15 protein-coding genes are annotated in these 13,053 nt (G+C 66.3%); 6 read left to right on the top strand and 9 right to left on the bottom strand.

The window, feature by feature from the left end:
* Positions 1 to 4: 4 nt before the first annotated feature.
* From HOV91_RS16325 to HOV91_RS16315, 3 genes are all read right to left on the bottom strand, one after another.
* Positions 5 to 907 carry an alpha/beta fold hydrolase gene (locus tag HOV91_RS16325; RefSeq protein WP_174186247.1) on the bottom strand — a complete coding sequence of 301 codons (903 nt, stop codon included), beginning with the start codon at positions 905 to 907 and terminating at the stop codon, positions 5 to 7.
* Between the two features lie 79 nt (positions 908 to 986).
* Positions 987 to 1,586, bottom strand: coding sequence for a DUF6508 domain-containing protein (locus tag HOV91_RS16320; protein WP_174186246.1), 600 nt, complete (start codon positions 1,584 to 1,586; stop codon positions 987 to 989).
* A 75-nt stretch (positions 1,587 to 1,661) separates the two neighbouring features.
* Entirely contained in the window at positions 1,662 to 2,792 is a 1,131-nt protein-coding gene (locus HOV91_RS16315; RefSeq protein ID WP_312884645.1) for a glycoside hydrolase family 76 protein, read from the bottom strand.
* A gap of 464 nt (positions 2,793 to 3,256) precedes the next feature.
* Here HOV91_RS16315 and HOV91_RS16310 point away from each other — a divergent pair, with 464 nt between their 5' ends.
* Together HOV91_RS16310 and HOV91_RS16305 are read left to right on the top strand one after the other, a co-directional pair.
* Positions 3,257 to 3,754, top strand: a complete 498-nt coding sequence (locus HOV91_RS16310; RefSeq protein WP_174186244.1) for a pyridoxamine 5'-phosphate oxidase family protein — start codon at positions 3,257 to 3,259, stop codon at positions 3,752 to 3,754.
* Positions 3,755 to 3,921: 167 nt separating this feature from the next.
* Positions 3,922 to 4,650, top strand: a complete 729-nt coding sequence (locus HOV91_RS16305; protein WP_174186243.1) for a hypothetical protein — start codon at positions 3,922 to 3,924, stop codon at positions 4,648 to 4,650.
* A gap of 155 nt (positions 4,651 to 4,805) precedes the next feature.
* Here HOV91_RS16305 and HOV91_RS16300 read toward each other — a convergent pair whose 3' ends face one another.
* Entirely contained in the window at positions 4,806 to 5,324 is a 519-nt protein-coding gene (locus HOV91_RS16300) for a DUF2199 domain-containing protein (protein WP_174186279.1), read from the bottom strand.
* A gap of 424 nt (positions 5,325 to 5,748) precedes the next feature.
* On the opposite strand from HOV91_RS16300, the gene HOV91_RS16295 reads away from it, so the two are divergent.
* A complete protein-coding gene (locus tag HOV91_RS16295; RefSeq protein ID WP_174186242.1) occupies positions 5,749 to 6,048 on the top strand; it encodes a hypothetical protein in 300 nt (99 codons plus the stop codon).
* A 164-nt stretch (positions 6,049 to 6,212) separates the two neighbouring features.
* Here HOV91_RS16295 and HOV91_RS16290 read toward each other — a convergent pair whose 3' ends face one another.
* The 3 genes from HOV91_RS16290 to HOV91_RS16280 all read right to left on the bottom strand — a co-directional run bounded on the left by HOV91_RS16290 (position 6,213) and on the right by HOV91_RS16280 (position 9,186).
* Positions 6,213 to 6,929, bottom strand: coding sequence for a hypothetical protein (locus HOV91_RS16290; RefSeq protein WP_174186241.1), 717 nt, complete (start codon positions 6,927 to 6,929; stop codon positions 6,213 to 6,215).
* A gap of 149 nt (positions 6,930 to 7,078) precedes the next feature.
* Positions 7,079 to 8,158, bottom strand: a complete 1,080-nt coding sequence (ychF, locus tag HOV91_RS16285) for a redox-regulated ATPase YchF (protein WP_174186240.1) — start codon at positions 8,156 to 8,158, stop codon at positions 7,079 to 7,081.
* Positions 8,159 to 8,262: 104 nt separating this feature from the next.
* Positions 8,263 to 9,186: a quinone oxidoreductase family protein gene (locus HOV91_RS16280; RefSeq protein WP_174186239.1), complete on the bottom strand. Its 924-nt coding sequence runs from the start codon at positions 9,184 to 9,186 to the stop codon at positions 8,263 to 8,265.
* A 441-nt stretch (positions 9,187 to 9,627) separates the two neighbouring features.
* Between HOV91_RS16280 and HOV91_RS16275 the strand changes: the two genes are divergently transcribed.
* Genes HOV91_RS16275 through HOV91_RS16265 form a run of 3 tightly spaced genes read left to right on the top strand, consistent with a single transcriptional unit; the run spans position 9,628 to position 11,193 of the window.
* On the top strand, positions 9,628 to 9,897 hold the full coding sequence (locus HOV91_RS16275; RefSeq protein ID WP_174186238.1) for an NAD(P)H-binding protein: 270 nt from the start codon (positions 9,628 to 9,630) through the stop codon (positions 9,895 to 9,897).
* Positions 9,898 to 9,929: 32 nt separating this feature from the next.
* Complete coding sequence (locus HOV91_RS16270) at positions 9,930 to 10,766, top strand: AraC family transcriptional regulator (protein ID WP_174186237.1); 837 nt, start codon at positions 9,930 to 9,932, stop codon at positions 10,764 to 10,766.
* A 10-nt stretch (positions 10,767 to 10,776) separates the two neighbouring features.
* Positions 10,777 to 11,193 (top strand): VOC family protein, encoded by a 417-nt coding sequence (locus HOV91_RS16265; RefSeq protein WP_174186236.1) that lies wholly within the window; start codon positions 10,777 to 10,779, stop codon positions 11,191 to 11,193.
* Between the two features lie 63 nt (positions 11,194 to 11,256).
* On the opposite strand, the gene HOV91_RS16260 is transcribed toward HOV91_RS16265, so the two are convergent.
* Together HOV91_RS16260 and HOV91_RS16255 are read right to left on the bottom strand one after the other, a co-directional pair.
* Complete coding sequence (locus HOV91_RS16260) at positions 11,257 to 12,135, bottom strand: carbohydrate ABC transporter permease (RefSeq protein ID WP_217440557.1); 879 nt, start codon at positions 12,133 to 12,135, stop codon at positions 11,257 to 11,259.
* A gap of 26 nt (positions 12,136 to 12,161) precedes the next feature.
* Positions 12,162 to 13,037, bottom strand: a complete 876-nt coding sequence (locus HOV91_RS16255; protein WP_438822672.1) for a carbohydrate ABC transporter permease — start codon at positions 13,035 to 13,037, stop codon at positions 12,162 to 12,164.
* Positions 13,038 to 13,053: the final 16 nt, after the last annotated feature.

Below are 13,053 nucleotides of genomic sequence, written 5' to 3'. Positions count from 1 at the left end.
GAGTCTAGGGGCGCGCCGCCCGGTCCACGACATCGCGGATCGCCTGGACCACGGCATCGGGGCGGTCGAAGCAGAGCCGGTGGTGGAGGGTGTCGGAGAGAATGCGTTGTTCCCCCTGCGAGACCCCGCTCACCAGGGCCGCGTCCATTTTCGTCTTGGCGTGGTTCATTTCCTGCGCGGACTGCGCCTGCTGGGCAGGGTCGTTGCCCACCACGGTGAGCGCGACCACCGGAACGTCAGGAATGCTCGGTCCCGCTCGCAGTTCGGTGGCCAGATCGGTCAAGGCGGCACGCTCGGTGATGCCGACCCGCATCCACTCGTCGCTCAGCTTGGCATCGATCAGTGGTTGCCGTATGTGCTCCGGGTAGTCCGCGAGCAACTCGGCACGCATCTCGCGCAGGGCCGGGCGCATCTGTCGGAGCTGCTCGGGATCGGATGCCATCCGCTCGGCCGCGGCCAGACTCGCCGAGGGCGGCATGAAGTCGTCCCAGTCGCGGTGGAGGGCGTCCAACCAGACCAGTCCCGCCACGTCCTGCGAGTACAACTGCGCGAACCGATGCGCGTAGAAGCCGCCGAGGGAGTGTGCCGCGAGAACGTAAGGGGCGGTGATGTTCTGGGCGCGCAGCAGTTCCCGCAGTTCCGTGGCGACGTCGGCGGCGGTGCGCGGCAGCGGGAGAGGATCGCTGTAACCCGTGCCGCCGCGGTCATAGACCACAGCGGTGGTGAATTGCGAAACCTGTTGCTGCACACCGAAGTAGTCGAGTCCGACCGCGCTCGCGCCTGGCAGGAACACGACGGCCGGTCCGCCGCTGCCCGACCGGTGCACGAAAACACGGCGGCCGCCGATCTCCTGGAACCGTCCGATCGGCGGAGTGTGCCGAGTCGAGGAAGTGATGTCGTTCGTCATACGACAAGACTGCAACCCTGACGTAAGGTCAGTGTCAATCCCTCCGCCGCTCAGGTACGCGACCCTTCGGAACCTCGATTCAATTGTTCGCTTGCTGCTCGCACCAGGTCCGCAGCCGTTGCAGAGCGGACGCCAGGGTGCCGTCGTTCAGCGCGGCCAGGATTGTGCCATCACTGAAGCGCTCGGCACAGAGCACGGCGGTGACAACGCGAGCGGCATCGGCGACCGGTGCGGTATCCAGGCCCAGACCGCCCGGGTAAGCACTTTTGACGTCCCATTTCATAGACGGGAAGCGCACCATACAACCGACGCTGTACAGGGCTTCGGTCATTCGAACGACCGCGTCGCTGTAAACGACATAGGGCATCGACAGAGAGCCGTCAGAGTTCTCGAATTTTCTGATCCCGTAGGACTCCGGCTCCTCGGCGAGGACTTCATCGACGGCGGACCACAATCGCTGCCACGCTTCCGGCCGCGTGGCACGAAGGGCTGATTCGATGGCTGGATTGTCGCTCGGGTCGGGATGGTAGGGGTTGGCCCGCAGTTCGGCCTCGGCCTGCCGCGCGGCGAGGTTGAACTCATCGAACTGAGCTCTGATCCAAGCCATCTCCTCTTCGGTGTAGCCGGGCAGAACGTATCCAGAACCTCTGCGGAACAACCTGTTCCACCATCCAGCCACGGTCTTCCTCCCCCTCCGTCTGGAATGGACTGTCTCGATATTACTTCGCACTGCACTGACCGACCCGCCGTGCGCTCAGCGTCCCGCGGCGGTGAGCCGGTAGTCCGCTTCGAGCAGCATCCACCCGCTCAGCTGTACCGAGAGATCGCGGCTGAAGTTCGCCGACGAAGCGGCGGAGGAGTGCATGAGCTGGGGAAAAGTTCCCGGATGTTCCGGCACCGTGACCGGGCGGGTCCAGTCCACACCGAACAGCGGTAGCCCGTCCACCTCGGCACGGTGTTTCCAGGCCGCTCGCGCGGAAGCGTGCACGATGTCCGCGGCGGTTGTGTCGCCCAGAGACAGTGCGGCTTCCGCGAGATATCTGGCGAGGATACCCATGAACAGTCCGGAGTCGTCCCCGGCGGCCGCGGCGATCACCCCCGCGTCCGTGAGCCCGTCCGCGACCGCGGCGACGAGGGCTGCCACGCGCCTGCGCGGGCCCGCCTCGCCGGTACGCACCGCCAGTTCGGTTTCCAGCCCGATGGCAACGCCCTGGCAATAGGTGTGGACGGTCCGCTCTACTCGTCCGCCGGGCTCATGGACACCGTCGAGGATCAGTCCGCTATCGGTGTCGCGCAATCGGGTGTACAGGAAATCGGCGAGTTGTCCGGCGCGGGCCAGCTCGCCCAAACGCGCCATAGCGATACCGGTCGGGCCGATCGCGGGGGTGTTGTAGTACTCGTCGCCGGACCGCCACGGCACCGCGCCGACGACCGGGTTCCAGCCGTCGATCAAGTCGGCCCGCAGCTCGCCGACAGCGTCGCCGAACCGAATACCGAGCAGCCGGTCGGCGCGTTCGAGCGCCAGCACCAGCCACGCCATATCGTCGTAGTACCGGTTGGTCCAGCCGGTGAGATTGCGGGTCCGGATACCGCGTGCGAGGGCGACGACCCGATCAAAGCGTTCGGGCGTGCGGGCGCGGTACGCGGCGTCCACGGCACAGTCGAGAAGGTGGGCTTGCCACCAGTAACACCACGACATGAACGACTGGTCCAGCAAGGACGCAGGCCAGACGAGCGTGCCCAGCCGCGCGTGCGGCTGGTCCCATAGCGTGCGCACGTGCCGCTGCACGATCGCTTGTTCGGCCAGGTCCGCCCGCTTCCCGGGCTCATCGGGGCTGGCGGACACTTGCCGTGTGATCGTCACCGCCTGCGTCGGCTGCGCCATTGCGGTGAGTGTGATCGACGTTCCAGCCGCCATCAGCACACTGCGCCGGCTGATCCCCTTGTTCCGGCGATCCATCCGCTCGGACTCCCTTTACTGAACACGATTACCGGAGCCGAAACCTTGCGGCTACATCCTATCTCGCAACGACCACCGCGGCGCGGCGCGAACCGGCTGCACCAGGCGCAGGCGTCAACCGCCGGTGGCTCCTTGCGGCAACATCTGCTCCAGCCACCTCACCAAGCTGGCTCTGGTGGACCCGAGTGCGCGCTCATGCCGAGTTCGAGGCGTTCGCAGGAGCGTGTACCGATTTCGGCTGCACCGATGAATTTCGGATGGCTACCTCGTCGGTTCCTGAGACGCTTGCGCGCGAGACCGAAGGATTCCGACCGCCCGCACATCGACGGCACCGACATCACGGTGTCGGGTCCAGCGCCCGCCGCTGCCACAACCGAGGAGCTCGAATCATGGACCAGCACGCCATCGACGAGGTACTGAACCGCCCACTCAGCCAGGAACTACTGGCCCGTGACCTGGCCAGACTGGCCTTCATCGCGCTGGACGGCACCCCGCGGTCGATCCCGATCGGGATTGTCTGGAACGGCACGGAAATCGTCATGTGCACCGCGACGAACGCGCGGAAACTCCCGGCGTTGCGCCGCAATCCCGCGGTCGCGCTGACGATCGACACCGAGTCGCACCCGCCGAAGGTCCTACTCATCCGCGGCCGAGCGGAGCTGGATGTCGTCGACGGCATCCCGGAGGAGTACTTCCAGTGGAACGGCACTTACGAGATGACGCCCGAGCAACGGGCCGAGTGGGAGGAAGGCGTGCGGTCGCTCTACGACGGCATGGTGCGGGTCGTGGTGAAGCCGACCTGGGCCAAGCTGATCGACTTCGAGACAACCCTGCCCACCGCCATCGAGGAACTCATGCGGCAACAGAAAGAACGTGAGCGCGCCTGACACGCGCCGCCGAAATCGAAGGCAGAGGTTGGACGGCAACTCAGCGGTTCGTTCGCCGCCAGCCCCGTCCACGCGCTCTCATGCCGATTATCGAGTGGTAGGCGTTGATCAACTCTGGGATCATCGGGTCAGCGTTCGACATTGATGGCGATGGAAGGAAATCGCGGATGACCACGCCGCGACGGTACTGGATCGAATTCGACCGACAGGAGTGCTCCGACGCTCGGTTCTGGCAGGGCGTCGGCGTGACTGGATTCGACGTACCGGATTGCTTGTCGATGGTGGCGGATCTGGTCCCCGACGGACCGTTGCCACCCGTGCGCCGAATCACGGTCGACATCTCACTGGCCGAGCCACTGCCGGTGAATGGCTATCTCGGCGTCCCGGTGTGGCGCGGCGTGTGGTATCCACCCGTGAACCTCGGAATCGGGCCGACCCGCGGCCTCGACCGAAGAGGCGCGCCCTCCAACTACCCGACACCCCTCACGGCATTACGCCGCCGAGCGCGGGCCAGCGAGACTCTGCGCACGAAGACCACGTGGTGGGACGAAATCCCGCATATCGATGGCCTGCTGTGGCCGCTGGTGAACATGCACCGCGCCGAGAACGGCCGCGGAATGCGGCTGAGCGCCCCAGCGCTGCGCGCCGCCTCCGCCACGGACCCGACCTACGGGGACATGGTGCGCGAAGCCCTCGACTACATGATCGCGTGGCACCCGACACCAGACGAATGGTTCGACCCGACCGAAACCAGGTTCGCCGATCAACGGGACCTGGACGAGTACCTGAGAGCCTTCCGCGACTACTTGTTCGGAACTCGCCCGGAGCCGATCTACCCTCCCGGCAGCGAACCGCTTTCGCCCGACGCGGAACGGTCGAGTTCGGTAGCGGATTAGCGTCTGGGAAGAAGTAGGGCGGCGCGGGGATCGCTGCTGGTAGACATTCTTCTGAGCCTCCATCCGGTGTCCGGGTGGAGCCCCAGTCGTTTGGTTGACGCCGTGCGATGGTTGGTTCGGTTAGCACGGTATGCGGATGAGCGGATGTCTGCGGCTCAGTCGACCCGTGGGCCGGCGTGTAACAGTTGCTCAGCAAACCACTGAACTCGGGCCATAGTAATCCCCGCTTGCTGTTCAACGGCGAGCGGATGATCGGTGGGCTCCAACTCCACCAGTGGGCGGTCGCCGAGGGGCTGAGTGTGCAGCTTGGTCTTGAGGTTCACCGTGGTCGGCTCATACAGGGGAAGCGCTGTGGACAACCACCCGAAATATGGCGACTCCTCGACCCTCTCGGGGTTGTCCCACAATGCTGACATGCGGTGGAAGCTGGCCTCGCTCAGCGATACCCAGACACCCCAGTCGAATTCACCATCAGTATCTGTGATCGGGAGCACCAGACGCGCCCGCACGAAGAAGTGCTCCCCGGCGATCACGCATTGTTCTTCCTCCAGCACGCTGCCCTGCTGATCCGCGAAGTCGGCGTTCCAGTAGACGGGCGCGAGGGTGCCATAGCTGAGGGGAGGCCCGTCGTGCAATTCGGCACAGGAGGAGCAGGAGAACATCGAGCCAACCATCACCGGCCCAGCGTAATGCCGTAGATCGTATGCACGCTCATCGGCATGAGCGCGCACTCGAGTTCACTGGAGCCAGCTTGGTGATGTAGCCGGGGGTCCGAGATGTTGCCAAGCGGCGGGTGGAACCTTGAGTCCGTGCGGAGGTTGTTCGGCTTCGGAACGTGAGTTCAACTCTGAACAGGAGGTTCGACGTGCAGATATTCGATGTCGAGGGGGTCGAGTTCCGAAGCCGAATAATTCCTGCGCAACCCGATACGACCAAGGCGACACCGACCCGAGTCCGCGCCTCCAGCCGCACCACTTAGCTGGCTCTAGTGGACTCAAGTGCGCGCTGATGCCGAGTTGAGTATGGTGCGGGTCTCGAGCATGTTGTGTAACCGGGTTATGAGTGCTCAGAGTGGACAATCGAGCGAAGAGAAGAGTGATGACCGACCCTAGTTGGCGGCTTGTGCAGGCAGACGAAGTCATCGGCGTCTTGACCCAGGACTCCGTCGACATGTTCTGGACAGACTGCGTGTTCGAGCCTGGACCCGGATGGGCAAATCTCCAGCCGTTGTTTGCGGCTTCTCGCGACGCTTGGCGGCGCGGTGACTCGGAGGCGGCTGTGGAAGCGGATGAGGCGATACAGGCGCTGGGGCTTAGCCTCGTGCCGATCGACGGCGGTCCGCCACTGACGGAAATTCTCGTGCGCATCAACGGGGGCGAGGCCCGCTTTCGATACTGATCGCACTTGCGACACCGCTGAGATGGTGGAAGACAATATTCGCACATGCCGCGTGGCGCGCGGCCTGAAGCGGCCACGCCGCGGTCCCGAAGATCAAAGGACTCAGGGTATCTCAGACAGCCGAACGCACTGATCTGCCGAATGCCGTGCGTTCCGTCGGAGCGTCATAGTTCGGACCATGCGACCCCGAACCATGGTGAGGTTCGTCCAGCCAGCAACTGGAGGTGGAAGTCGGGGCCTTCATGTGTCCGATCCTCCTCGGGATCGGTGAGTTGACTGATGGTGCAGATGTAATCGCCGTTCGGGAGTTCGATACTGGACCCGTACATGTCCTTGTCGTCGTCCACGGCGGAGTCCGCGAACTGGGCAGCCATGGTGACCGTGTCCAAATTGACGACGACCAGCTCACCGCGCGTCACGGTGATGGGGCCGGCGATTTGCCTGATGATCGGCAGCCGCGGATCTACCGGCGAATCCGAAAGGTCGATCCGCCATCGCTCCTCGCCGCCGGTTCCCCAGAGCAGCATCGTCCGCCGCCGCATCTCTGACTCGACGCGCTCGAACAGCATCTCCAAGGTCCAGTCTTCGCCCACGAACGACGTGTACGCGTGTGGGTCGACAAGACCGAGGAATCCCGAGTCATCGGTCATTTCGTCGATCCGATGCTGAAGCTGCGCCATGCGGTAGTCCTCCCCGGATTGGTCACCGAACCATACAGGCACAATGCTCGGTAGAACGCCGAGCTCATCTACCGGCCAACCCTCCATGTCTGAGTCCATCCATGCCCCGTCGAGCGGCTGAACCTGCCCCGCGATCTCGGTGCACACATTCGCTGGCTGTCCGGGGGAAGGGTGCTGCCCGGACGCCACATAGGTCAGCAACCCACGCTCATGCCGCATACCGCGCTGACCGAACCGGCCAGCGCGCAACGCCGGCGGAACGACTGAGCCCCCACCCGGAGACCGGGATGGGGGCTCGGCAGAGTCTCTACCAGTAGCGATACACGCGCTGCCCTACTTCTTCGCAGACGCTATACGTTGAAGCGGAACTCGACCACGTCCCCATCCGCCATGACATAGTCCTTGCCCTCCATGCGCACCTTGCCCGCGGCTTTGGCGGCGGCCATGGATCCCGCTTCGACCAGGTCGTTGTAGGCGACGACTTCGGCCTTGATGAAGCCGCGTTCGAAGTCGGTGTGGATGACGCCCGCGGCCTTGGGGGCGGTGTCGCCCTGGTGAATGGTCCAGGCGCGGGCTTCTTTCGGGCCCGCGGTGAGGTAGGTCTGCAGGCCCAGGGTGTGGAAGCCGGCGCGGGCCAGGGCGTGCAGGCCGGGTTCGGTTTGACCGATGGATTCGAGGAGTTCGATGGCGGATTCCTCGTCGAGTTCGAGGAGTTCGGCTTCCACCTTGGCGTCGAGGAAGACCGCGTCGGCCGGGGCGACGGAGGCTTTCAGTTCGGCGACCTTCGCTTCGTCGGTGAGCACCGACTCGTCGGCGTTGAAGACGTAGAGGAAGGGCTTGGTGGTGAGCAGCGAGAGTTCCTTCAGCAGCTCGGTGTCCACCTTGTCGGCCGCCGCGAACAGGGTGGTGCCACCGTTGAGGATCTCCTGCGCGGCCTTGGCGGCGTCGGCGACCGGCTTGCGCTCCTTCTTGACCTTGGCTTCCTTCTCCAACCGCACGACCGCCTTCTCCAGGGTCTGCAGGTCGGCGAGGATGAGTTCGGTCTCGATCACCTCGATGTCGGCGCCGGGGTCGACGCGACCGTCGACGTGCACCACGTCGTCGTCGGCGAACACCCGCACCACCTGGCAGATGGCATCGGCCTCGCGGATGTTGGCGAGGAACTTGTTGCCAAGGCCCGCGCCCTCGGAAGCGCCCTTCACGATGCCGGCGATGTCGACGAACGACACGGTGGCGGGCACGATCCGCTCAGAGGAGAAGATCTCGGCCAGCTTGTTCAGCCGCGGGTCGGGCAGCGGAACCACGCCGACGTTGGGCTCGATGGTCGCGAACGGGTAGTTCGCGGCGAGCACGTCGTTCTTGGTCAACGCGTTGAACAGCGTCGACTTTCCGACGTTGGGCAGGCCGACGATTCCGAGGGTGAGACTCACGAGGAACAGAGTCTACGCGGCGCACCGGCTCCCCTCCCCCGCGAGTGGCACATGGAGGTCCTCTCGGACTTCGCCGCGACCATATGCCACTCGCCGCCCCTTCCTCAGGGGATGAGGACCACCTTGCCGCGGTTGGCGCGGGTCTCGATGGCGGTGTGGGCGGCGGCCGCCTCTTCGAGCGAGAACTCGGCGTGAACGGCGGGGCAGAGCTGGCCGGACGCGAAGTACTGCCACAGCTCTTGGCGCCAATGCTCGTAGCGGTCGGGCTGGTCTCGCGCGACGCGTGCCATCTGGAAGCCGATCACCGATTTCGCACCGACGAGCAGGTCGTATGCCTGGATTGCGCCGCCGCCGGAGCTGTAGGCGACCAACCGGCCGCCGGGCGCGAGCGCTGCGAGGGCGGGGGAAAGCAGGTCGCCGCCGACCGCGTCGAGCACGTAGTCGGAAGGAGGCCCCCAGCTCTGCTGGCCGTATTCGACTACGTCGTCGGCTCCGAGTTTTTGCACGAACTCGGCCTTGGCGAGATCCGACACCGCCCCGACCACCCGCGCCGCGCCGCGCACCCGCGCCAGCTGGACGGCGAGGTGGCCCACGCCGCTCGCGGCAGCGGTGATCAAGGCGGACTCGCCTTCCCGGGGAGACGCGGCATCGAGCGCACCGAGCGCCACCAGGCCGCTGCGCACCAGCGCGACGGCGTCGACCGCCGACGCTCCGTCGGGGATCGGCGAGGCCATGGCCGCCGAGAGCAGGGCGTACTCGGCGTAGCCGTGACCGAACACCAGGCCGGTCACCCGGTAGCCGGGCGCGTACCGGTCGACGCCCTCGCCCACCGCGACCACCTCGCCCGCGACCTCGCCGCCCAAGGCGATCGGTTCGCGCTGCTCACGGACCTTGCGCACCACCGGCAGGGTCACCCCGACCGCCTCGACCCGAACCAGGAGCTCACCCGGCCCGGGCGTCGGGACCTCGACCGAGACGAGCTCGAGCACCTCGGGACCACCGCCGCGCTCGTACTGCACCCGCCGCATCGCACCTCCAGAAATCGTTAGGAGGCGTAACGGTAACCGGATCCAGGCCGGTGACCCCAGTCCACTACACGCTGTAGTGGTACAACTCACCGTCGATCGACCCCGGCGGAGAGATTCCCGCCGAACCTTCCGTCACCACTCGTCGGCTCGCACCCAACGCGCCCGGATGCGTGGAGTGCCGAGGCCCCATCCCGACCGGACAGGCGTCAGCTCGAAGCACCATCCGCGCACTGGCCGAGCCCACGAACCAGAGTGCGCGCCAAGCCGCGAGCGAGTTCGTCCGGCGCAGGCTCGGCGTCAGGAAGGCCCCACCTCGGTCTGCGCCGACGCCGCCCGGTCCATCACCAAGGGGATGGAGACGGCGGGCGTGCGGCGACTCGTCATGGTCAGCAACAGCGCCCGAGTCGCCGGACGCGGCGACGACTGGTTACCCGCTTCGTGGTGAAACCGGTCATCCTGCGGCCACTGCTGCGCCACAGCCTGGCCGACATGGCCGCCGCGGAGCAGGCGGTCCGCGATTCGGCGCTCGACTGGACCATCGTCCGCGCACCGCAGCTCACCGACAACGCCGCGAAAGGCTCATATCGCGCCGCGGTAGAGCGGAACGTGCTGTTCGGCATCCGGATCACGCGCGAGGATCTGGCCACCTGCCTGCTCGACTCGGCGGGGGACGAATCGGCGATCCGCAAGCACGTCAACGTGGCGAACTGATCATGTCGTCCGCCCGGCGTAGCGTGATTCGTATGGAGCCGACCACGGAGGTGGTGACGGCGCGTCCGGCACCAGCGCTCGCGGCGTTCATCGACCGCTACCTCGGGTATCGCATGTCCGGGTTCGCGGCGGGAATCCATCGCGGGCTGCCTTCGCGGCACATGACGTTCATCGTCGCGATCGGCCCCACGATCGATGTCGTCGAGCAGACCGATCCGCGCCAGTCGCCACAGAACTACCGGTGCGTGCTGAGCGGCTTACAGGCGAGTTCGGCCTTGATCGCGCACGACGGGCGCCAGGAGGGTGTGGCCGTGGCGCTGACGCCACTCGGTTGCCGCACTTTGTTCGGCATACCCGCGGCGGCGCTGTGGGATACGTCGGTCGAATTCTCCGATGTCGTCGGTCCCGTGGGCCGCCAGCTGTGGGAGCGTTTGCAATACGCGCCGAGCTGGTCGGACCGTTTCGCCGCGTGCGATCTGGTGCTGTCGGCGCTCGCCGATCCGGATCGGTCGGTCGGTCCAGAACTCACCTGGGCGTGGCGCAGTGTGGTCGATTCGGGCGGCGGCCTCGCGATCGGCCCGCTGGCCGAGGAGATCGGGTGGAGCAGGCAGCATCTGACGCGTCGGTTCAATCGCGAGTTCGGTCTGAGCCCGAAGCTCGCCGCCCGCATCACCCGTTTCGAGCGGGCGCGCCGGATGCTCGCGCACACGCCCTCCTACATCACGATCGCCCAGGTGGCCGCCGCGTGCGGGTACTACGACCAGGCTCATCTGGATCGTGACTTCGCCGACCTCGCCGGGGCGAGCCCCAGCCTCTGGCTGGCCGAGGAGGTTCCATCCGTCCAAGCCGCCGACGAGTTCGCCGGATGACGATGAAGGCATGACGAATCAGACCGAAACCAGCACCCGCACCGCCGTCTGGCCCACCCTGACCTTCCGCGATGCCCGCGCCATGACCACCTTCCTGGTCGAGGCGTTCGGCTTCCGGGAGGCCGCGCTCTACACCAGGGAGGACGATCCGTCGATCGTCGAGCACGCGGAACTGCGCTGGCCGCTGGGCGGCGGCGTCATGTTCGGCTCGGCGGGCAAGGACGACGGACCGTTCGGCAGCCGCCCGACCGGCACCGACTCGGTGTACCTGGTCTGCGAGGAACCGGACGCCCTGTTCGCCCGGGCCACCGCCGCGGGCGCGGAGGTGGTCCGTGGCCTGCGCGACGAGGGCTACGGCTCGCGCGGCTTCACGGTCCGCGACCCGGAGGGCAACCTGTGGAGCTTCGGCACCTACTGGGGCGCCTGACGCGCGGCCGACAACGCCCGTCCGTCATCTGCCGCGGGGCCGGTCCGAGCCCCGCGGCACCCCTCAGCGCCCGCCGAGTCCCGACATCGCGATGCCGCGGATGAACGCCCGCTGGGCGATCGCGTAGATCACCAGCAGCGGAAGCAGGATGACCACCGCGGCGGCCATGAGAATCGGCCATTGCGTGTGGTACTGACCCTGCAGCCGGACCAGGCCCAGCGTCGCGGTGGCGACGTCCTCACGCTGGATCATGACCAGCGGCCACAGGAAGTCGTTCCACACGGTGATCCAGGTGAGCACGGCCAGCACCATCAAGGCGGGGCGCGTGTGCGGCAGGAGAACCCGCCAGTAGACCTGCCAGGTGGAGCAGCCGTCGAGGATGGCGGCCTCCTCCAATTCCGCGGGCAGCGTGCGGAAGAACTGCCGCATCAGGTATGTGCCGAACGCGCTGCCGAACAGTCCGGGCACGATCATCGCCCACGGGGTGTCCACCCAGCCGAACGCCCGCATCAGCAGGAACTGCGGGATCACCGTCACCGTCAACGGCACCATCAGCGTCGCGAGGTAGGCGAGGAACAGCATGTCGCGCCCGCGAAAACGCAGGCGCGCGAACGCGTAACCGGCCAGCGAGCAGAAGAAGACCTGTCCCGCCGTGACGCACAGCGCGTAGATCGTGGTGTTGAGCAGCATCCGCCCCATGGGCAGCAGATCGAAGACCTTCGCGTAATTCGACCACTGTGGCCGCTGCGGGAGGAACGCGGCGTCGGCGATCTCGCCGTCCCGCTTCAGCGAACCGGACACCGCCCACAGGATCGGCAGGAGCGCACACCACGCGATGCCGACCAGCACGGCGTATACCGCCGTCCCGCGCACCACCCGCCGCACGATCGCGCGGTCGACCCGGCCGGACGCGGCAGCCGCGCGATCGCGCCGGACCGGCAGCGCGCGTCGCACCACCTCGTAGGTGTTCACTGTTCCACCTCCGCGCGCCGGGCCATCCGCAACTGCACCAGCGTCAGCGCGAACAGCAGAGCGAAGATCACCCAGGCCAGCGCGGAGGCGTAGCCGACTTCGTAGAAACCGAACGCGTTCTGGAACAGCATGATCCCCAGCAGGTAGGTTCCCGTCTCCGGCCCGCCGTTGGCGCCGGTCAGCGCGTACGCCTGGTCGAATGCCTGTACCGAGTTGATGATCGTGATGATGAAGACGAACGACAGCGGCCCCCGGATCAACGGCACGGTGATCGCGGAGAACCGCCGCAGCGGCCCGGCCCCGTCGATCTTCGCGGCCTCGTAGAGCGTCTCCGGCACTCCCTGCATGGCGGCGAGGAGGATCACCGTCGCGAAGGGCACGCTCTTCCACACGGTGACGATGCTGAGCGAGATCAACGCCCAATCGGGATCGGTGAGCCAGGGCACCGCGTCGACGCCGATCCAGCCGAGCGCGACGTTCAGCAGCCCGTCGTCGGTGAACAGGAACCGCCATACCACCGCCATGGCGACCGCCGACGCGACCAGCGGCAGGAACGCGATCGTCCGAAAGAGCCCGATACCGGCCAGCTTTCGATTCAGCGCGGCGGCCACGGCGAGTCCGATCGTCACGGTGGGCACCAAGGTGAGCACCGTGAAAACGGCCGTGTTGCGCAAGGCGATGAGGAATAACGGATCGGACGTGAACAGCCGCCGGTAGTTGTCCGCACCGACAAAACGCATGGGGCTGAACAAGTCCCACGAATGAAAACTCAAATAGAGCGAAAAGCCCAACGGGAACAACAAGAAAATCGCGACGGCCGCCACGTTGGGTGCCACGAATGTCCAACCGGCCCGCTCCCGCCGCCGGGCCAGGCGAGACGAAACGCCG

It is taken from the genome of Nocardia barduliensis (assembly GCF_013315795.1).
Lineage (GTDB): Bacteria > Actinomycetota > Actinomycetes > Mycobacteriales > Mycobacteriaceae > Nocardia > Nocardia barduliensis.
Note: the sequence above shows the minus strand (reverse complement) of the source record. Positions and strands in the feature narration are given on the sequence as shown.

Coding starts and splice junctions, on each gene's coding strand:
- HOV91_RS16325 (WP_174186247.1), bottom strand. CDS start 907: ATGACGAACGACATCACTTCCTCGACTCGGCACACTCCGCCGATCGGA.
- HOV91_RS16315 (WP_312884645.1), bottom strand. CDS start 2,792: ATGGCGCAGCCGACGCAGGCGGTGACGATCACACGGCAAGTGTCCGCC.
- HOV91_RS16310 (WP_174186244.1), top strand. CDS start 3,257: ATGGACCAGCACGCCATCGACGAGGTACTGAACCGCCCACTCAGCCAG.
- HOV91_RS16305 (WP_174186243.1), top strand. CDS start 3,922: ATGACCACGCCGCGACGGTACTGGATCGAATTCGACCGACAGGAGTGC.
- HOV91_RS16300 (WP_174186279.1), bottom strand. CDS start 5,324: ATGGTTGGCTCGATGTTCTCCTGCTCCTCCTGTGCCGAATTGCACGAC.
- HOV91_RS16295 (WP_174186242.1), top strand. CDS start 5,749: ATGACCGACCCTAGTTGGCGGCTTGTGCAGGCAGACGAAGTCATCGGC.
- HOV91_RS16280 (WP_174186239.1), bottom strand. CDS start 9,186: ATGCGGCGGGTGCAGTACGAGCGCGGCGGTGGTCCCGAGGTGCTCGAG.
- HOV91_RS16270 (WP_174186237.1), top strand. CDS start 9,930: ATGGAGCCGACCACGGAGGTGGTGACGGCGCGTCCGGCACCAGCGCTC.
- HOV91_RS16265 (WP_174186236.1), top strand. CDS start 10,777: ATGACGAATCAGACCGAAACCAGCACCCGCACCGCCGTCTGGCCCACC.